The sequence below is a fragment of the Ferruginivarius sediminum genome (assembly GCF_003344765.1).
GTDB classification, from domain to species: domain Bacteria; phylum Pseudomonadota; class Alphaproteobacteria; order Kiloniellales; family Rhodovibrionaceae; genus Ferruginivarius; species Ferruginivarius sediminum.
In genome coordinates this window covers 47,669-66,664 of record NZ_QPMH01000001.1, presented here as the reverse complement: position 1 = coordinate 66,664, position 18,996 = coordinate 47,669, and the positions used below count along the sequence as shown (strand labels likewise).

General features: G+C 64.1%; 16 protein-coding genes. 11 read left to right on the top strand and 5 right to left on the bottom strand.

All coding sequences use genetic code 11. The annotated features are described in order from the left end of the window. On the top strand, nucleotides 1-3,090 hold the full coding sequence (locus tag DRB17_RS00285; protein WP_114580172.1) for an efflux RND transporter permease subunit: 3,090 nt from the start codon (nucleotides 1-3) through the stop codon (nucleotides 3,088-3,090). Between the two features lie 83 nt (nucleotides 3,091-3,173). Here the strand turns inward: DRB17_RS00285 and dksA are convergent, their stop codons facing one another. Beyond that, nucleotides 3,174-3,590, bottom strand: a complete 417-nt coding sequence (dksA, locus tag DRB17_RS00280; RefSeq protein ID WP_114580171.1) for an RNA polymerase-binding protein DksA — start codon at nucleotides 3,588-3,590, stop codon at nucleotides 3,174-3,176. 137 nt (nucleotides 3,591-3,727) lie between these two features. Next, nucleotides 3,728-4,147, bottom strand: a complete 420-nt coding sequence (locus DRB17_RS00275) for a flagellar assembly protein FliX (protein WP_161958647.1) — start codon at nucleotides 4,145-4,147, stop codon at nucleotides 3,728-3,730. 183 nt (nucleotides 4,148-4,330) lie between these two features. Between DRB17_RS00275 and DRB17_RS00270 the strand changes: the two genes are divergently transcribed. After that, on the top strand, nucleotides 4,331-4,639 hold the full coding sequence (locus tag DRB17_RS00270) for a hypothetical protein (RefSeq protein ID WP_114580169.1): 309 nt from the start codon (nucleotides 4,331-4,333) through the stop codon (nucleotides 4,637-4,639). A gap of 58 nt (nucleotides 4,640-4,697) precedes the next feature. Here DRB17_RS00270 and DRB17_RS00265 read toward each other — a convergent pair whose 3' ends face one another. After that, entirely contained in the window at nucleotides 4,698-4,859 is a 162-nt protein-coding gene (locus tag DRB17_RS00265) for a Flp family type IVb pilin (protein WP_206607737.1), read from the bottom strand. 302 nt (nucleotides 4,860-5,161) lie between these two features. On the opposite strand from DRB17_RS00265, the gene DRB17_RS00260 reads away from it, so the two are divergent. Genes DRB17_RS00260 through fliW form a run of 6 tightly spaced genes read left to right on the top strand, consistent with a single transcriptional unit; the run spans nucleotide 5,162 to nucleotide 10,744 of the window. After that, complete coding sequence (locus DRB17_RS00260) at nucleotides 5,162-6,283, top strand: flagellar basal body P-ring protein FlgI (protein WP_114580168.1); 1,122 nt, start codon at nucleotides 5,162-5,164, stop codon at nucleotides 6,281-6,283. Continuing rightward, on the top strand, nucleotides 6,283-6,630 hold the full coding sequence (locus DRB17_RS00255) for a rod-binding protein (RefSeq protein WP_114580167.1): 348 nt from the start codon (nucleotides 6,283-6,285) through the stop codon (nucleotides 6,628-6,630). The genes DRB17_RS00260 and DRB17_RS00255 overlap by 1 nt, the downstream gene beginning before the upstream one ends. Beyond that, the gene (locus DRB17_RS00250) at nucleotides 6,630-7,091 is read left to right on the top strand and encodes a hypothetical protein (protein WP_114580166.1); all 462 of its coding nucleotides are present in this window, start codon (nucleotides 6,630-6,632) and stop codon (nucleotides 7,089-7,091) included. The genes DRB17_RS00255 and DRB17_RS00250 overlap by 1 nt, the downstream gene beginning before the upstream one ends. Before the next feature lie 31 nt (nucleotides 7,092-7,122). Next, nucleotides 7,123-8,940, top strand: coding sequence for a flagellar hook-associated protein FlgK (gene flgK, locus DRB17_RS00245; protein WP_114580165.1), 1,818 nt, complete (start codon nucleotides 7,123-7,125; stop codon nucleotides 8,938-8,940). 15 nt (nucleotides 8,941-8,955) lie between these two features. Further along, nucleotides 8,956-10,221: a flagellin gene (locus DRB17_RS00240; RefSeq protein WP_114580164.1), complete on the top strand. Its 1,266-nt coding sequence runs from the start codon at nucleotides 8,956-8,958 to the stop codon at nucleotides 10,219-10,221. A gap of 25 nt (nucleotides 10,222-10,246) precedes the next feature. Further along, nucleotides 10,247-10,744, top strand: a complete 498-nt coding sequence (gene fliW / locus DRB17_RS00235) for a flagellar assembly protein FliW (RefSeq protein WP_114580163.1) — start codon at nucleotides 10,247-10,249, stop codon at nucleotides 10,742-10,744. A gap of 101 nt (nucleotides 10,745-10,845) precedes the next feature. On the opposite strand, the gene DRB17_RS00230 is transcribed toward fliW, so the two are convergent. Both DRB17_RS00230 and DRB17_RS00225 read right to left on the bottom strand, forming a co-directional pair. After that, nucleotides 10,846-12,462: a class I SAM-dependent methyltransferase gene (locus DRB17_RS00230; RefSeq protein WP_114580162.1), complete on the bottom strand. Its 1,617-nt coding sequence runs from the start codon at nucleotides 12,460-12,462 to the stop codon at nucleotides 10,846-10,848. A gap of 18 nt (nucleotides 12,463-12,480) precedes the next feature. Beyond that, nucleotides 12,481-14,673, bottom strand: coding sequence for a tetratricopeptide repeat-containing sulfotransferase family protein (locus DRB17_RS00225; protein ID WP_161958646.1), 2,193 nt, complete (start codon nucleotides 14,671-14,673; stop codon nucleotides 12,481-12,483). Between the two features lie 414 nt (nucleotides 14,674-15,087). On the opposite strand from DRB17_RS00225, the gene DRB17_RS00220 reads away from it, so the two are divergent. The 3 genes from DRB17_RS00220 (at nucleotide 15,088) to fliD (ending at nucleotide 18,956) form a co-directional block, all read left to right on the top strand. Then, on the top strand, nucleotides 15,088-16,389 hold the full coding sequence (locus DRB17_RS00220) for a flagellin N-terminal helical domain-containing protein (protein WP_114580160.1): 1,302 nt from the start codon (nucleotides 15,088-15,090) through the stop codon (nucleotides 16,387-16,389). A 134-nt stretch (nucleotides 16,390-16,523) separates the two neighbouring features. Then, entirely contained in the window at nucleotides 16,524-16,847 is a 324-nt protein-coding gene (locus DRB17_RS00215; RefSeq protein WP_147274767.1) for a flagellar protein FlaG, read from the top strand. Nucleotides 16,848-16,865: 18 nt separating this feature from the next. Continuing rightward, nucleotides 16,866-18,956, top strand: a complete 2,091-nt coding sequence (gene fliD / locus DRB17_RS00210) for a flagellar filament capping protein FliD (RefSeq protein ID WP_114580158.1) — start codon at nucleotides 16,866-16,868, stop codon at nucleotides 18,954-18,956. The last annotated feature ends 40 nt before the right edge of the window (nucleotides 18,957-18,996 follow it).

The window sequence follows — 18,996 nt, the reverse complement described above, 5'->3', positions numbered from 1 at the left end:
ATGAAGATCTCGGAGCTCTGCGTAAAACGGCCGGTCTTCGCGACCGTCCTCAGCCTTGCCATCGTGTTGGTGGGGCTTGTCAGCTACGACCGCCTGACCGTGCGCGAATATCCGAAGATCGACCCGCCGGTGGTCAACGTCGAGACCACATACGCAGGCGCCAGCGCCGAGATCATGGAATCCCAGGTGACCCAGGTCCTGGAGGAGTCGCTGGCCGGCATCGAGGGCGTGGACTTCATGTCCTCCACCAGCCGGCAGGAGCAGAGCCAGATCAACGTCACCTTCGAACTGACGCGGGATCCCGAGGGTGCGGCCGCGGACGTACGCGACCGCGTCAGCCGTGTGCGCGACCGCCTGCCCGATGAGGTGGACGAGCCGGTCATTCAGAAGGTGGAGGCCGACGCGCAGCCGATCATCTACCTCGCCTTTTCCAGCGACCAGCATTCGCCGATGGAGATCACGGATTACGCCGACCGCTACGTCAAGGACCAGCTCCAGACGCTGTCCGGCGTGGCGCAGGTGCGTATCTTCGGCGAGCGTATGTACTCCATGCGCATCTGGCTCGACCCCGAGCGGCTGGCCGCCTACGACCTGACGCCGCAGGACGTGGAGGACGCGCTGCGTCAGCAAAATGTCGAGATCCCGGCCGGCCGCATCGAAAGCCAGGAACGCGAGTTCACGATCCTCTCGGAAACCGATCTGAAGACGCCGGATCAGTTCAACCAGATGGTCCTGAAGCAGGAGAGCGGCTATCTGGTGCGCCTGGAGGACGTCGGCTATGCCGAGCTTGGCCCGCGCGACGAACGACGTGTCGTGCGCTTCAACGGCGAAAGCGCCATCGCGCTGGGCGTGGTCAAGCAGGCAACGGCCAACCCCCTTGACGTTTCCAAGGCGGTACGCGCCGCGCTGCCGCGTATCTCGGAGATCCTGCCAGAAGGCATGAAGGTCGAAGTCGCCCACGACAAGTCGGTCTTCATCGAGGAATCGATCAACAACGTCTACAAGACCATCGGCGAGGCGGTGGCACTCGTCATCGCCATCATCTTCTTGTTCCTGCGCTCGCTGCGCGCCACACTGGTGCCGCTGGTTACCATCCCCGTTTCGCTGATCGGCGCCTTCGCGCTGATGGACGTCTTCGGCTTCTCCATCAACACGCTGACGCTGCTGGCCATGGTGTTGGCCATTGGCTTGGTGGTCGATGACGCCATCGTCATGCTGGAGAACATCTACCGCCACGTGGAGCGGGGCATGCGCCCGCGCGACGCGGCGATCAAAGGGGCGCGGGAGATCGGCTTCGCGGTCATCGCCATGACGATCACGCTGGCCGCCGTCTATGCGCCCATCGGCTTCATGGAAGGCACGACCGGCCGCCTGTTCACCGAGTTCGCGCTGACGCTTGCGGGGGCGGTGATCGTCTCGGGGTTCGTTGCCCTCACCGCCTCGCCGATGATGAGCGCGCTGCTGCTAAAGCAAGAGACGCAGCACGGGCTGTTCTACCGCGTGATCGAAAGCGGACTGCGCGGGCTGACGGGTGGATATACGGCAGTGCTGCGCGGGGCATTGAAGGTGCGGCCGCTGGTGATCCTGGTCGGTCTTGCCGTGGCGGGCAGCGCTTATTTCTTCTTCAACCAAATCGATTCCGAGCTGGCGCCTTACGAGGACCAGGGCACCGTCCTGGGGGTCTTCCAGTCGCCGCAGGGCGCCACCATCGACTACACCGACAAGTGGGCACGGGAGCTTGAGGCCATCTACGCCGAGAACCCGAATATCGCGCGCTATTTCGTGGTATCGGGTTTCCCGATCGTTTCGCAGGGCGTGTCCTTCATCAAGTTGCCGCCCTGGTCCGAGCGCGACATTACCCAGCAAGACCTTGCCAAGCAGCTTCAGCCCAAGATGTTTAGTGTACCGGGCATTTTGGCGTTTCCGGTGAACCCGCCGCCACTGGGCGGAAGCTCCCGCGACAAGCCGGTCGAGTTCGTCATCATGACCTCTCAGCCCTACGACGAGTTGAAGGGCATGGCCGACACGCTGAAACTCGAGGCGGAAGAGAACCAGGGCCTGCAGAACGTGGAGTCCAGCCTCAAGCTCAATACGCCGCAGCTCAAAGTGCAGGTGGACCGCGACAAGGTGGCGGATGTCGGCGTGCCTGTGGCCGTTCTGGGCCGGACCCTGGAGACCATGATGGGCGGCCGGCAGGTGACCCGCTTCAAGCGCGAGGGCCAGCAGTACGACGTCGTCGTGCAGGTGGCCGACGTGGATCGCGCGACGCCCGACGATCTGCGCCGCGTCTATGTCCGCGGACAGAGCGGCGAGATGATCCAGCTCGCCAATCTGGTGGACGTGCGCGAAACCGTGGCACCGCAGGAGCTCAGCCACTTCAACCAGCTTCGCTCGGCCCGCATCACGGCAAATTTGGCCGAAGGTTATTCACTCGGAGAGGCGTTGACCTTCCTTGAGCAGGCAGCGCGCGCCGAACTGCCGCCCAGCGCGCAGATCGACTACGCCGGCCAGTCGCGCGAGTACAAGGAGTCGAGTGCCTCGATCTACCTAACCTTCGTGCTGGCCCTGGCCTTTATCTATCTTGTGCTCGCCGCGCAGTTCGAGAGCTTCCGCCATCCGTTCATCATCATGCTGACGGTGCCGCTGTCGATCACCGGCGGCCTGCTGGCGCTCTGGCTGGACGGCTCCACGCTGAATATCTACAGCCAGGTCGGACTCGTCACCCTGATCGGCCTCATCACCAAGCATGGCATCCTGATCGTCGAATTCGCCAACCAGGCCCGCGAGAGCGGACGCGCCGTGCGCGATGCGGTGGTCGAGGCTTGCGAACTGCGCCTGCGACCGATCCTGATGACGACCGGCGCGATGGTGCTGGGTGCCGTGCCGTTGGCCATTGCAACCGGTGCCGGGGCGCAGAGCCGTCAGGATATCGGACTCGTCATCGTCGGCGGCCTGCTGGTAGGTACCTTCTTCACGCTGTTCGTGATCCCGGTAGTCTACACCTACCTTGTCGGCGAGCGGCGGCAACCTGAGGGAGAGGCGGCCATCCCGGCCGTCGACGATACGCAGCAGCGCCGGGCGGCGGAGTAACCGCTGCCCCGCCCCTACTCACAGGCAGGTCAAGGTACCAGGCTGTGGACTACCGAACGCGACGGCCCCGCCCAAATCCGCCATCAGTCGTCGCGCTGCGTGCGCTCCAGGCGTTCGTGGCGCTCCTGCGCCTCGATGGAAAGCGTGGCGATTGGCCGGGCCTCGAGTCGCCGCAGGCTGATCGGCTCCGCCGTTTCCTCGCAGTAGCCGTAGGAGCCGTCCTCAATGCGCTGCAACGCGGCGTCGATCTTGGAGATCAGCTTGCGCTCGCGGTCGCGGGTGCGAAGCTCCAGCGAGCGGTCGGTTTCAAGCGACGCCCGGTCGGCGATATCCGGTTCCGACAAGCCGCCTTCCTGAAGGTTTTCCAGGGTTTCCGACGACTCCTGCAAGAGCTTCTCTTTCCACTGCAAAAGCTTTTGGCGGAAATATTCACGCATCGTGGCGTTCATGAAGGGCTCGTCCTCGGAGGGACGGTAATCGGGCGGCAGCGTCACCGACATCCTTGGATCCCACGCTCCCATGAAACACTGACAGTCCGGACGCGCGGGAGTATATGAATTTCGGCTCGTACCACAAGCCTCAATTCATGAAAGGCGGCGAATACATAGGCTTGTTTTTTCAGGATTTTTCTGAATCCCTATCTTTGAAGCTTCGCCAGCTCAACGCGCGCCCGCAGTTCGATCTCATCCAGAATGCCGTTAAGTTCCGGGTCATCGCTCTCTTCGCGCGCCCGTTCGACCTCGCTTGCAAGCCGGCCGATGGAGGCTTCCGACAGGCGTCCTTCCAACAGGCTGACCCGAAGTTCGTCAAGCAGATCCAGCAACCTCTCGCCGTGCTTCCGGCCCTTCTCCCGCTTTGCCAGCGAATCGGGCACCTCCTGCAAGGCGAGCAGTGCGTCCAAGCCGCCGACGGCTCCGCCGGAGGTCACACCCGCGGTTTCGCCGTCGCCAGCCGCGCCATCCAGGTTCTCGGCGAAACCGGATTGCTGTGAACCGGACGCGCGCTCCTTCCGCCGAACCGGGGAAGTGCTAGGCACGGAGGTTCGATCGATCTTCATCATCCGGCTCCCGAGAGCAGCGAATCCGGCCAATGGTCGGCAGCGTCGATGCCGCCAACCCTGCAGCGATCACGGTTAAGGCCAAGTAAATATGTCGCATGCACGATTCAAGATTCGTTAACCTTGAACACAGTAGGATGTACTTCCAATCACGTCTTCAATGACCGAAGGCGTCAAAGCACCATGGAACGCTGGATCTTCGGCACACTGATAACCCTGTCGCTCGCCGCTCCGGCAGCGCTTTTCACGTTCGACGCCTCGCGTTTGAACGAGCGTAGTGTGCCCATGCTGGACCACACCCAGAACGCCCAAGCCAGTGAAGGACCGGTCGCCGAGGCCAGGGCCGAGGGCTATCTACAAGCTGCGCGCACCCTCCTTCGTTCCGGCGACCCTGACGACCACGCCAGGGCGTGCCGCTTGATCGCACAGGCCGAACGGTCCACGCAAGAAAACGCGCTTGCGGAACTGCAAGCGCGCTGCCAGCAGGACTAAACTGCCTGCGCTCCGGGCTGAGTTACCGAAGCGGCATTCCAGGCTTGAGCAGGCGGAGCTACATCGGCTCGGCCACCCGCTCAAAGATCGAGTTCAGCGCGGGGGCAATCTCACCCACCGCACCGACAATACCCAACGCGATCAACGCGGCTATAAACGCGTATTCGATTGAAGTTGCCGCTGTTTCGTCATCAATCCACTGGGTGCAGAATGCCATCATAAGACAAACTCCTTGGCTGCCAGACTCAGCTTTATTGGTAGCCATTTAAAGTCACGTTAATAGATACAACGAAACCCCGGAAAAAGCGTCACGAATGCCGGCCCCGGCAAGATACCGCCGAGGGCGGCAAGACTTGCCGGGACCTTGGGCCGGCTTTGCCGCCCGGCAACCAGGGCCGCATCCACAAACCCCATATAAGCTCCTGAAAACGCGGAATTATTCCGTTTGGCACGATTTTCGCATCGTGCCGGACGGCGCTTACCTGCGCATTGGGAAAACGGATGAACCGCACGATGCCTCGAATGACTGGACATATCGGCCGCATCCTCCTCGCCGGGCTGCTGGCGCTGAGCGTCCTGCTTCCGGCGGGCGCGGCGGCGCAGTCGCGCATCAAGGACATCGCCGATGTGGAAGGCGTGCGCGACAACATGCTCGTCGGCTATGGCCTTGTGGTCGGCCTGAACGGCACCGGCGACGATCTGGACGACTCCGTCTTCACGCGCGAAAGCCTGATCGGCATGCTGCAGCGCCTTGGCGTCAACGCGCGTGACGAGGACCTGGACACCGACAATATCGCCGCGGTGATGGTCACCGCCAACCTGCCACCCTTCGCACGCCAGGGTACGCGAATCGACGTCAACGTCTCTGCCCTCGGCAACGCGGAGAGTCTCCTGGGCGGCACCCTGCTGGTGACGCCGCTGGTCGGCGCGGACGGCGAGGTTTACGCGGTGGCGCAGGGGCCGCTGGCGGTGGCCGGCTTCCAGGCGGGCGGCAACGCCGAAACCGTCACCAAGGGCGTGCCCACGAATGGACGCATCCCCAACGGCGCCATCGTGGAGCGGGAGATCGACTTCGAGCTCGCCTCGCTCAGCACGGTGAACCTGACGCTGCGCAACCCGGACTTCACCACGGCCCGGCGTGTGGCCACCGCAATCAACAGTTTTATCGGCGGCAAGACCGCGCAGTCGCTCGACCCGTCCACGGTTCGCGTGCAGGTGCCGGAGAATTACAAAGGCAGCACGGTCGGCCTCATCACCGATATCGAGCAGCTACCCGTCTCGCCGGACCAGATCGCCAAGGTGGTCATCGACGAGCAGTCCGGCGTCATCGTGATGGGCGAGAAGGTGCGCATCTCCACGGTCGCCATTGCGCAGGGCAACCTGACGATCCGGGTCACCGAGACGCCGCAGGTCAGCCAGCCCTCTCCCTTCGCCGAGCAGGGTGAAACTCAGGTCGTCGACCGCACCGAGGTCGAGGTTGACGAGGACGAGGAGCGCCGCATGGCCGTCCTGCCGCAGGGCGTCAGCCTGCAGGAGCTGGTCAACGGCCTGAACGCCCTGGGCGTGGGGCCGCGCGACCTGATCACCATCCTCCAGGCCATCAAGGCAGCCGGCGCACTACAGGCCGAGATCAAGGTGCTGTGATGGGCTTCTCTCCGGCAACCGGCGGCGACATTTCGCTCCTGCTGCAACAGCAGGGCCAAGCCGACAAGAACTCGGCCACCGCCGCGGCGCGGAAGACCGGCGGCGCGCCGGCGCAGCACGCCGTGCGCGAGGCCGCCGAGGACTTCGAGGCGATGTTCCTGGCGCAAATGCTGCGCCCGATCTTCGAAGGCGTCGAGACCGACGCGATGTTCGGCGGCGGCCCGGGCGAGAAAGCCTACAAGCAGTTGCTGGTCGACGAGTACGGCAAGGCGATCGCCCGCGCCGGCGGGGTCGGCATCGCAGATTCAGTGCAATCGGAAATCCTCAAGCTTCAGGAGGTCAAGTGATGACCACCGACGTTGCGGCGACACAGGCGGATTCAAGCGGACGCGTCAGCACGCTTCTGACGACCATGAGCCGCCTGATCGGTGTCCTGGAGCGCGAGATCGAGATGCTTCGCGACATGGAGCCGACTGAGATGCAGGCCCTGCAAGAGGACAAGATCGTCCTTGCTGCCGCCTACGAAAGCCAGATGCAGGCGGTTGCCGGGGACCCCGCCGCCGTCGCGGACATCGACGAGGAGCTTCGCGGCGAACTGCGGCAAACCACCTCGCGCTTCCAGGAGGTGCTGGCGGAGAACGAGCGCATGCTGCGCGCGGCGCGCCACGCCACCGACCGGCTTCTGGGCGCGATCGCGAAGTCGGTGCAGCGCCAGAAGACGCAACAGCGCGGCTATTCGGCCATCGGACGTCCACGCGCGGCGGCAGGAGCGCCCGCTTCGCCGATAACACTGGACCAGCGCCTCTAGGGGCCGCGGGAGCAGGAAGGAGCCTTCCGGGATGTCGCTCAACACGGCAATGCTGACTGCCGTATCCGGCCTTCAGGCCGCGCAGCAGCAGATGCAGATCACCTCGGGCAACGTCGCCAATGCGAACGTCGAGGGCTATTCGCGCAAATCGGCGGACCCGCAGACCCTGGTGGTCGGCACCGACAACGCCGGCGTGCGGCTCAGCACCGTCACCCGCGACGTCAATACCTTCCTCAAGCAGGAGGTGCGCCAGCAGGACACGGCGCTTTCCAACATGCGCACGCTGTCGGAGTTCCACAGCCGCATCCAGGAGCTGTTCGGCACCCTGGGAAACGACAGCACGCTCGCCAGTTCGCTGAACGATCTGCAGAGTTCGCTGGAGGCGCTGGCCAGCGAGCCGGAGAGCGCCGCGGCGCGCAACGACGTCATCGAGGCCGCGCAGGAGCTGAGCCAGCAGTTCAACCGCTTCACCAGCGAGACGCAGGCCCTTCGCGGCGAGGCCGACAACCAGATCGACCTCACGGTCAACGAGATCAACGACAAGCTGCAGGAGATCCGTGACCTCAACATCAAGATCTCAAGCGCCATCGCCACGGACGAGCCCATCGGCGAGTTGGAGGACCAGCGCGACCGCGCCCTCGCGACGCTCTCGGAATCCCTGGAGTTGCAGACCTTCGAGCGCGCCACCGGCGAGATGGTGGTCATGACGAACGAGGGCGGCCTGCTGGTCGACCGCACCGCGAACCTGTTGAGCTTCAACCCCACTGGCAACTTCCAGCCCAGCACCCCCGGCAACAGCGTTACACTGCCATCCACGGGCAACACGCTGACAGCCAGCGCCGGCGGGCGCCTGGGCGCACTGATCCAGGTACGCGACGGCACTCTGCCCGACTTCCAGGGCGACATCGATCGTCTGGCCAGCCAGATCCGCGACCAAGTGAACGAGGTTCACAACCAGGGCACCTTTGGCAACGCGCCAGGCGCGTCCGTCGCCGGCGCACGTAATTTCGTCGACGGCATGGGCAACGTCGCCGATGGCATCGCCGGCGTCTCCGGCAGCTTCCAGCTTGTGGAAACCGACGCGGCGGGCAACGTCGTCAACAACATCACCGTCGACCTGGACGCGGCGCCGCCGATTGCCGACGTCAATGACCTCGTCACCGAGATCAACAACCAGATCGGCGCGCAGGGCGGCAGCGCCACGGCTTCCTTCGCCGGCAACCAGTTCACGCTCTCGGCGGGTGGCACGGCCGGCGTTGCGCTGGATACCGGCGACGCCCGGATCGACGGCGACCTGGGCGACCGGAATTTCTCCCACTACTTCGGGATGAACGACTTCTTCCAGACGCCGAACGTCCCAAAAGACCCGGTCGCGGCCCCGTCTTCGATCACGGGCGCGGCCCAGACCATGCAGGTTCGCACGGACATCGTCGCCGACCAGGACCTCCTGGCTCGTGGACGGGTGCATACCACGGCCGGGTCCGAAGCGATCCCCGGCGGCGACGCCACGGTGACGCAGGCCCTGGGCGGCGTCTTCGAAACCACCTTCCAGTTCGCGGACCCCGGCGTCGGACCCGGCAACCTGGACGGCCGCGCGACGACGCTGTCCGGCTATGCCGGCGATGTCCTGCAGTTCCAGGCCGCCGAGACGGCGCGGCTGGAGCGCAACACCGAGTTCCAGAGCGCGCTGCGCGACGAGCTTCAGTTCCGGGCTGAATCCGAAAGCGGGGTCAACATCGACGAGGAGATGTCGAACCTTCTCAACTTCGAACAGGCCTACAACGCCTCCGCGCGGATTATTTCCACCGTGCAGGAGATGTTCGACACCCTGGCCGCGATGGCGCGCTAGGCAAGGAGGTCAATCATGACACGGATCGGTACCTTCGCGGCCAGCCAGCTCGTTCTCCAGCGCAACATGGATGCGCAGGCGAGGGCCCAGGACCTGAACATCCAGTTGGCCAGCGGCAAGAAAAGCCAGACCTACGACGGCGTCTCCACCGACGTCCGGCGCCTGGAATCGCTGGAAAAGGACCACGCCGCCAACTCGGCCTTCTCGCGGGCCATCGACCGCACCGCCTTGCGTCTGCAGGAGATGGAAAGCGCGGTCAGCGACATGCAGGACATCGCCTCGCGCTTCCGCACGGTACTGCTGCAGGCCGACAGCGGAAACAACCTCGACAGCTCGAACGTGCAGGAACAGGCGAAGCAGTTCCTCGATCAGACCGTCTCGCTGATGAACACCAAGCTGGAAGGACGTTTCCTGTTCGGCGGCTCGGCCACCAACCGGCAGCCGGTCGACCTCGGCGACGGCGGCGGCGGCCGCCTGCCCTTCAACGACGGTACGACCGGCGACATCGAAAGCGGCGCCTATTTCAAGGGCAACAGCGATGTCCTCTCGGTCCGCGCCGACGAAGGTGTCACCATCGACTACGGCATCACCGCCGACCCGAGGGAGGACACCGGCTTTCACGACCTGATCAAGGCGCTGAGCCGCGTGGCCGACCCGCGCCAGTCGCTGGGCGAGGAGGTGGAGAACGCCATCCGCGACCTCTCGGGCGCGGTGTTGGCATTCGAGTCCGGCTCCACCGCGATCACCGACCCGGCCGCGACGCTGGTGCCGGCCGTTGCGACGGCCGGCACGCTGCAGCTTGTCGACAGCGGCGGGGCGACCAGCACCATCAACTACGATCCAGCAGTCGATTCCCTTGAGGATGTCGCTGCCCGGATCAACGACACCAACGCAGCGGACGCGCGCGTCAGCTTCCGCAACGGCGCCGCCCATCTGCAGATCTTCTCGAACAGTGGCGGCACGCTGAATGTAACGGAAACCGGTGGCGGCTCGCTGATGGGCGACCTGGGCCTCACCCAGAACGGCCGGATCGAGCCCGGCGCGATCCAGCGTCTTGCCGACACCCGCGCCGACATCGGCAGCACCCGCGATGTCCTGGAGCGGACAAGCAACCGCCTCGCCGACGCCCAGGTCAACATCGAGGACAACATCAGCGGTATCGAGAACGTCAACGTGACCGAAGCGGTCACGCAGCTCAGCCAGGAGCAGACGACGCTCGAAACCTCGTTTGCCGTCACCGCGCGCCTGTCGCGCATCAGTCTTATGAACTTCCTCAGGTAATCGACGCCCTTAAGGAGGACCAGCGATGTCTCCCAGCCACAGCCAAGTCGCCCTTGCGGAGCGCACCCCGGACGACACGCCGGCCGACAACGTGGCCGTTATCGACACCCGCTTCGGCCGCTTCGAGGTGGACCTGGACAAGACCATCAACATGTCCCAGGGCCCGATCGGCTTCGCCGCCCTCCGGCGCTTTGCCCTACTGGACGTTCCGGGAGCCGAGGCCGGCGGCTTCAGGCTGTTCCAGTCGCTGGACGACGCGGGCGTGAGCTTCATTGTCCTGCCGTACGCCGAGGAAAGCGGCGCCATCGATCCCGCCGACCTCGACGCGGCCTGCACGATGAATGCCGTCCCGCGCGAGAACGCCGCCTTCCTGCTCATCGCCACGGTGCGGCGCGACGACGATGGTGGCGCCGTGACGACCGTCAACATGAAGGCGCCGCTGCTGATCGATACCGTGCAACGGGCCGCGCGCCAGGTGATCTTCTCCGACCAGCGGTACTCGACGCGGCAGCCGCTGATCTGACGGCGCCGATATTCGACGAGAACGACAGGGGCCCCGGCTATGACGGCCGGGGCCCCTTTGCTCGCCTGGAATGAGGAGGAGAAATACCGGCGACGGGCCTTCTAATCCGCCGCCGTCACGATGCCGAGGCGAAGCATATTCCGCAGCTTGCCGCGGCCCAGGCGCACCAGAAGCTGCTCGATCTGTCCTTTGGCAAGGCTGTTCAACGGCACTGACTTGCCACTGACCGTCACCTTTTCATCGCGCTCGGCGAACCGCTGAACCAGTACGTCCGCCGCGCCGCCGCGCCCAGTCTCCAGCCAGGCCCAAACGCCGAATGCCTCCAGCGGTCCAAGCCAGATGGCCGCGCCGCCGGTCGCCTCCGCCACCATCTGGTTGCCGCGGAATTCCGCGATTGAATTGTCGAGCAAGATGCGGTTCATCGCCAGCGGCATAGACAGGCGTTCCGGTACGTCTCGCCAATCCGCGTCGTAGATCGTCTTGCGGCACAGGAAGTATTCGCCCGTCGCGTACAGCCGGTGGGCGGCTGTGATGAGGGTCTCGTCGCTGACCGGCTCCGGCATCTCGACCTCGCGCGGCGTGCGCGCGGCGCCGTCGAACCCCGCGATCAGGCGGTCGTAGCCGGGACCTTCCAGCGTGATTTCCCGGTCGCCGGGCGCGGTCAGCTTGCGGCTGGCCGCGGCGGCCGGCCGACGGCAAAGCATCCGCACGTCGTCCAGAAGGAACGCCTTGGCGCCTTCCGGATCGGGTTCGCCCCCCATCACGAAGACATCGCGGCGGTTTCGTTCGTTCCGCGTGAAGTCCGTCAATAGCTCCCGCGTCTGTCGGTCCTCGACACCGCGCAGGACGGAAAGCTGCTGCGTGCCGACACTGAGTTCCGGGTCGTTCAGCCGAACCGCCGCGCGGCCGCCGAACACAAGCCCGGCCGATGCCATCTCGTCGCACATCTCGGTGACGAAGCGCGGCTTGAAACCGCTGGCGAGCGCGTTGTGGGCGAAGTGATCGACCCGATGCTCGTTACGCTGCCAGTCCTGCAGGTAGCCCCGGACGGCCCGGCGGGCGGTCTCGTGCTTTTGCAGGTAGCCCATGCCACCGCCGGTCAGTTCCTCCAGCAGCCGCAAGGCGCGCGTGGCGCGTTCGTGGCTGGAGCCGCCGGTGTCGGGCACCAGCGCCTGCATCAGCTGCCACATCGGGACGACCGCGATCATCCCCGGCATGCACATGTACTCGACATAGAAGAGGCCGCCCGGACGAAGATGGTCCGCCAGGAACCTATGGACGGCGGACAGCGGATCGCCCTCCAGCCACGAGTAGATGCCGTTCATGCCGATGAAGTCGAAGCTCGGCAGATCGTGCCCGGCCAGCTCGGTGAACGATGCCTGGACGAAGCGGACGTTGGAGAGACCGGCCCTCTCCGCCCACTCCCGCGCGTGCGCGATATGGCCTTGGTTGAAGTCAATGCCGACGAACTCGGCCTCCGGATAGACGGCGGCCAGCGCGTTCAGCGTCGTGCCGTTGCCACAGCCAAGGTCGCAGTACCGGAAATGGCCCTCCGGACGAGGCGGGTTGAAGCCGTTGAGGGCGGCGATATAGGCCATGCGCGGCGGCGACTGCTCCTGGATCACACCGGATCGGAACGGCACGTCGTCGGCGTAAAAGCCGCCGCCCTGCGGGGATTCGGCATCGTGGCCGTCCGCGGAAACGTCAAAGATGTCCATGATGTCGGTCCGCCTGCTCTAGTTCTCGTCGGATGCGCTGATACCAAGCTCGTCCAGCATCTCGCCGATATAAGGGGCGTAGGGCTTCCACTTCTTGACGGACTGCTTGTAGATCGGCTGGCGCACCTGCCAGACGCTGGCCGTCTTGATGTCGCGCTTCTGCTCGTTGAAACGCAGGCAGGCGTCGTCCCATTCCAGGCCACAAAAATCGATCAGCTCGCGGGTGACGCGCTCCTGATCCTTTACAAGCTCCTCGTACTGCACCTCGTAGAACTTCACCGGCAGCACCTTGCGCCAGTGCGCCATGATCCGCTGATACTGCCGGTGATGGTGGCCGACATCGGCCAGGTTCGTGCTGTAGGCGTGCGGCATGGCGAAGTTCTGCCGGAAGCACGACAGACAGGTATCCACCGGATCGCGCATGCAGTGGATGATCCGCGCGTTCGGGAACATCAGCGCGATCATGCCGACGTTCATGAAATTATGCGGCATCTTGTCGGTCACACGGATGGGATTCTCACCCGCCAGTTCCTTCAAATGCTCAAGGTACTTGTCGGCAAATTCGCGGATCTGCTCATCGCCGAGGTCAGGCACCCATAGAGGATATGGCTTCTGACCACCATCAGCCATCAAGGCCCTGGTGTGCCCGCTCAGCAACTCGTTCATCTTTGGCAGTTCGCCAGCGCCGAAGGCTTGGGGATGACTCGAGACGATCTGCTCGGTCAGCGTGGTACCCGAACGCGGCATGCCTACGATGAAGACGGGCCGCTCGCTGTCGCTGCCAAGCCCTTTACGCGCCTCGAAGAATTCGAGGGTGAAGATGTTCTCGTTGGCCTGAATGATCTTTTCCGCCTGATCACGGTTATATATGTGCCCCTGCGCCTTCAACTCGATGCGGCGAAGTTCGTTTGCGGCCTTGTAATAGAAGGTCGCGCGCTCCGGCGAATTGAGCTGATCGAAGACACCGCCCAATGCGTAATTATAGGCCATCAAATCAGATTTCGACGTGGTTTCCTGCGCTTCCAACCGCGAAAGGATCACCGCCACGTCGTCCTCTTCCGAGATATCCTTCTTGATCGAGTAGAGGTTGTTGAAAAGCCCGCCTTCCTGCTGCAGCTTGCCGAAGGCCTTGTCGAAGTGCTCGATTGCCGCTTCGAAATTGCCGTGGGTCTTCTCCACCGACGCCAGCATTGAATGGGCACTCGGCAGGTCGGGGTTCAACTCCAGTGCCCTGCGGCAGAGTCTTTCGGCCTCGTCCATATCGTCCTGGCGGAAGGCGATCGCTGCCAGGTCGCCGTAGAACTTCGCCACCTTCGGCGCAAGCTCGATGCACCGCTCAAGGTAGGTGCGTGCCTCTCCGTGCCTACCCTGCTGAATGCACACCGCAGCCTTGCCACTAATGGCGCCAACATCATCCGGATTCTCTTCAAGGACAGTGTCGAAAAAGAAATCCGCGTCCTTCGGACGTTCCACCTGAATCAACGCTGTGCCCATGCTGAGCAAGCTTTCACGGTTGCCCTCGTCAACCTGCAGCGCTTCGGCGAAGTAGGCGACGGCATCCGCGCCCCGCGCCCGCTGCAGCAGCCATTGGCCGACCGCATGCAACGCCTGAATGCGCTCCACGCCATGTTCTTCGGCCTCACTCAGGCGCGCCAAGCTGTCTTTGAGACGGCCTGCGCGAACCAGGGCGAAAAGGTAGTTGAGCCACGTCTCCGAATGACCCGGCCGGGTCTTGAGAGATTTCTCGTAATGGGTAACGGAGGCTTCGAAATCACCGCTATCGGATAGCAAGTTGCCAAGATTTCGATGGATCGCCGGGGAATTGGGATCGAGCCTCAAGGCCGCTCTCAAAGTCTCCTGCGCGTCCCCAGCCTGCCCCATCGCCCGGTAGGCGACCGCCAGATTAAGGTAATGCTGCGCGCGCGTGGGATCGATCTTGATGGCCTCGCGAAGCCGTGCCGCCGCCTCTTCATGGTTTCCCTGACGGTGAGCCAGTATCCCGTCCATCTGCCGCACGTCCGCATTTCCGGGCAAATCGACGCGCAACTCATCCAGCAGTTTGCCTGCCGCCCCGAGCTTTCCGGTTTCAAGCGCCTTCTGGCAATCCAGCAGCTTCCGATGGATCCCCGCCGCCTTCGGGTCCGACGGCCGTGCAATGGTCTGTGCATTGGGGTCGCGGGTCGAAGACAGGAGCTCGGCTCGCTTGCTCATAGAATATGTCCCTTTGGCTGAAACGGCTGGGATGCGCCGCGCAATCATGATGCGTCCCGGCAAACAACCGGTTTATGGCTCAAAGTCTCAAGGAACTTAGTAAACAATCGGTTAGCCGGGAGCCGTCGGAATTGCGGGCAATATTTGCCCACCCTGCAAAAAGCCCCCGGCGTTTTTTGCCGATGACCCTCACGCCCCTCTCATCGCCCAGCCCCGCCGCACCGGTGCGGATGGCGCTGCTTTTCCGGGGAAACCGTTGATGAATTGCAGGGTCCGGTGCTGCCGGGAAAACGGCTTCGACAACTTGGCACGAGATTTGCGTCGTTCGGCCTGCCGCGTCCTATTGGGCCGGCCCGTGGTGGAGAAGGACATCTCGCCACGGACGACAAAGCACTCCAAGTAGGAGATCGAACCATGGCTTTGAATATCGTTTCGAACTTTGCCGCCAACGTCGCACAGCGTCAGTTGGCCTCCGCCAACGACGCCGCCACCGAGTCGGTGGCCAAGCTTTCGGCCGGTAAGCGTGTGCTGGCGGCCAAGGACGACGCGGCGGCTTCGGCCATCTCGGCCCGTCTTTCGGCGGAGATCAACGGCCTGAAGCAGGCCAACGTCAACGCCGGCCAGGCGTCCTCGCTGTTGCAGATCGCCGACGGTGCGTTCTCCAACACGCAGGACATTCTGACCCGGATGAAGTCGCTGGCCGTGCAGGCCGGTTCCGACCAGCTCTCCGATACCGAGCGCAGCTTCCTGGACCAGGAGTTCCAGGCGCTTTCCTCCGAAATCGAGCGTATCGCCCAGGACACCGAGTTCAACGGCACCAAGCTGGTCAACGGTGATGTTGACGGCAACGTCAATCTGAACACCGGCGGCACCGCGATGGTGACGTTTGCCACCACGGGTGGCGGTACTGGTACCGTAACCCAGGCCTCTCTTGCGCAGGCGGGCCTGCAGGCTGTCGACGCCATGGGCGTGCAGCTTGCCACCAGCAACGCCGAGGTGGCCAATGCCACGGTCGGCCCGGTTCAGACCGGCACGCTGAATTTCAATACCGGCAACGGCACCTTCATGCTGTCCGGCGTCAACGTCATGACGACGGGTGGTGCCTCGACGACGGCCAACTTCACGGGCACGCTGGTCGATGCCTCCGGCAGCGCCATCACCGGCACGCCGGCCCTGACGATGGATGCCCAGGTGCAACTCATGGGCAGCGCCACAAACGTCGCGGGCACCATCACGGTGAGCATCGGCACCGCCTTTGCGCCGACCACGACTGGCGCGGTTGCCTCCAACGTCATCCTGTCGGGCGAGGAAACCAGCGAGTTCAACTTCAAGGTTGGCACCGGCACCAATGCTTCCGAGGACGAGATCAGCGTCAGCATCGGCAGCATCACGCAGTCCGCGCTTGGCATTGATGGGCAGAGCATCGATTCCAAGGCGAACGCCGATGCCGCCTCCGACGCGCTTTCCCAGGCGATTGATACGCTGCAGGAGAAGCGCTCCAACGTCGGTGCGTCGCAGAATCGGCTCGACTTCGCCGCGAACAACGTCCAGGTCTCTGTGGAGAACCAGGAAGCGGCCCGGTCCGAGCTGGAAGACCTCAACGTGGCCAGCGAGATCACGCAGTTCACCTCGCAGCAGCTCCTGGTCCAGGCCGGCACCTCGGTGTTGGCGCAGGCCAACCAGCTGCCGCAGAACCTGCTGTCGCTGTTCCAGTAAGCTTGCCAGGACTGTGGGAGGGGCAATTTCCGCCCCTCCCCTTTCCCGGCCCGGCGCCCGCGCTTCTTATTAACGCGATTCCTCCCGAGACATTTGTTAGGTGATAACGGGCGGCGCCGACGGAGACAGATGTCATGGAAGTCGGACAAATCAGCAACTTGGCCAATCAGGCCATGCCGGAGCGCCGCAGCGTCGGCCAGACGCCCGCCGCGACCAATGCGGCCACACGCGGCCAGACGAACCTCGCCCGCGCCCTTGTGGCGGACGACATCAGCGACGCCGGGCTCCCGGCCAAGGACCTGAAGCTCTCTGTCGACCGCGACCTGGAGCGGGTCGTCGCCCGTGTCGTCGACAGCGAGAGTGGCGAGGTCATCCGCGAGGTTCCGCCGGAAGAGCTTGTGGAACTGGCGAAGACCTTGCGCGCCCTGATGGGGCAACTACTGGACAAACGCGCCTGATACGGGCGGGAGGCGAGGATGGAAGTCTTCAACGCCGACAATCTGGTCACCGACAACGGCCGCGTCCGCTTTTCCGGCTTCGGGTCGGGCATCGACTTCCAGGCCGCGGTCGACGGCATCATGGAGGCCCGGCGCATCCCGGTCGACCGGCTGGAAACGACGATCGAGGACAACACGGCGCAGATCGACGCGCTGAACGACCTGCAGGCGCGGCTGCAAACGCTGGAAGAGGCGGCCGCCAAGCTGCGCGGCGCGGTCAGCTTCGATTCCGCCAACGACGTGTTCAAGGCGCGCGAGGCCTTCGCCTCCGCCAGCCGCAGCGACGGCCAGATCCCCTCGCAGGCGACCAGCATCCTGACCGCGAACGTCACCAACGATTCTCAGCCGACGAACCATAAGATCGAGGTGCTGCAGACCGCGCAGGCGCACAAGATCGGCAGCGATGCGGTCGCCGACGCCAGTGCCGGCCTGGCCTTCAGCGGCGGTGCCGGCACCTTCGAGGTGAATGGGCGCGCCATCGATGTCGCCGACGGCGACTCGCTGCTGGATGTCCGCGACAAGATCAACAACGCCAACACCGGCGACAACGCCAGCGGCGTCAGCGCCAGCGTCGTCACCGTGTCGTCCAGCAAGAACGTTCTGGTTCTGACCGCCGACGAGACCGGCCAGGAGATCGCGCTGAGCGAAACCGCCGGTTCACCGTTGCAGGACCTGGGTATCTTTGCCAACGCGGCCGGCGATCTGAAGAACGAGCAGCAGGCGGCGCGCAACGCCGTGTTCCGTGCCGACGGCCTCAGCGACGGCAGCGTCTTCGGGTCCGGTTCCGTCGGCGACGCATCGCAGGACGTCGCCACCGCCTTCGGCTTCCCCGCCGGCAACGTGACCATCGAATTCGACGACGCCGGCAACCCGGACGCGCCCTCGCAGATTACCTTCGATACCGGCGCGACCAGCCTTAACGAACTGGCGACCCTCATCAACGACACCGCGGATGCGAACGCGCGCGTGGTGACGGAAAACGGCCAGTCCCGGCTGGAGATCAACTCGGAATCCGGCGACACGCTGAGCGTCACCGACGTCGCCGGCACCGCGGCGGCCGACATGAACATCGCGGTGGACGACGCCATCACGCGTTCCACCAACACGGTGGACGACCTGTTCCGCGGTGTGACGTTGAACCTGCTTGCGGCCGAGCGCGGCACCACCATCGACCTGGAGATCGAACAGGACGAGGATGCGGCCCGTGCGGCCATCACCGACTTCGTCGACTCCTTCAACAGCGTCAAGCAGTTCATCAACGCCCAGCGCCAGGAAGTCGGCCTGGAGGATCAGGCCGAGGAGACCATCGGCGTGCTGCGGGGCGAGCCGATCCTGTCCGACGTGGAATCGCGCCTGAGCCGTGTGCTGGCGCTGGGCGCTCAGAACGTATCCGGCGGCATCGAGGTGCTGGGCCAGATCGGCATCGACTTCGTCGAGAACTCCAGCCTCTCCGACAAGACGCTGGAAGACACGCTGACGATCGACGATTCGGAGCTGAACGAATCGCTGCTGAACGACTTCGACGAGGTTCGAGACCTCTTCCGGTTCAACTTCACATCGTCCAGCACCAACGTCACGATGCTGAACTTCACCGGTGACACGCAGCCGGCGGGCAGCGACTATACGCTGGACATCGTCACCGACGGCAGCGGTAATCCAACGGCCGCCAGCACGATCAACGGCGTGGCGGGATCGGTGGAGATCGACGGCAACCGCCTCATCGCCACCGACAAGACCGGGGCGCAGGGGCTGACCCTGCTGTTCAACGGCAACGCCGACGAGACGCTGACCTTCAACGTCAGCACCGGCGTCGCCTCGGAAATGTTCTTTACCTCGGACCGGCTGGGCGACGAAACCGACGGTACCATCGAATCCGAGATTGACCGCCTGCGCGAGCGCAACGACAACGCCGAAGAGCGGATCGACACCCTGGAACGCCGGCTCGAATTCCAGCGCGGGAACCTCCTCGATCAGTTCATCCGCATGGAAGAGGCGCTGCAGAGCCTGGAGAACGCGCGCCAGCGGCTGGAGGAACTGACGAAGACGCTGGACCCAAGCAGCGGAAATTAACCTGATATTCAACCCAAACACGTAGTTTCGTATTCAGACC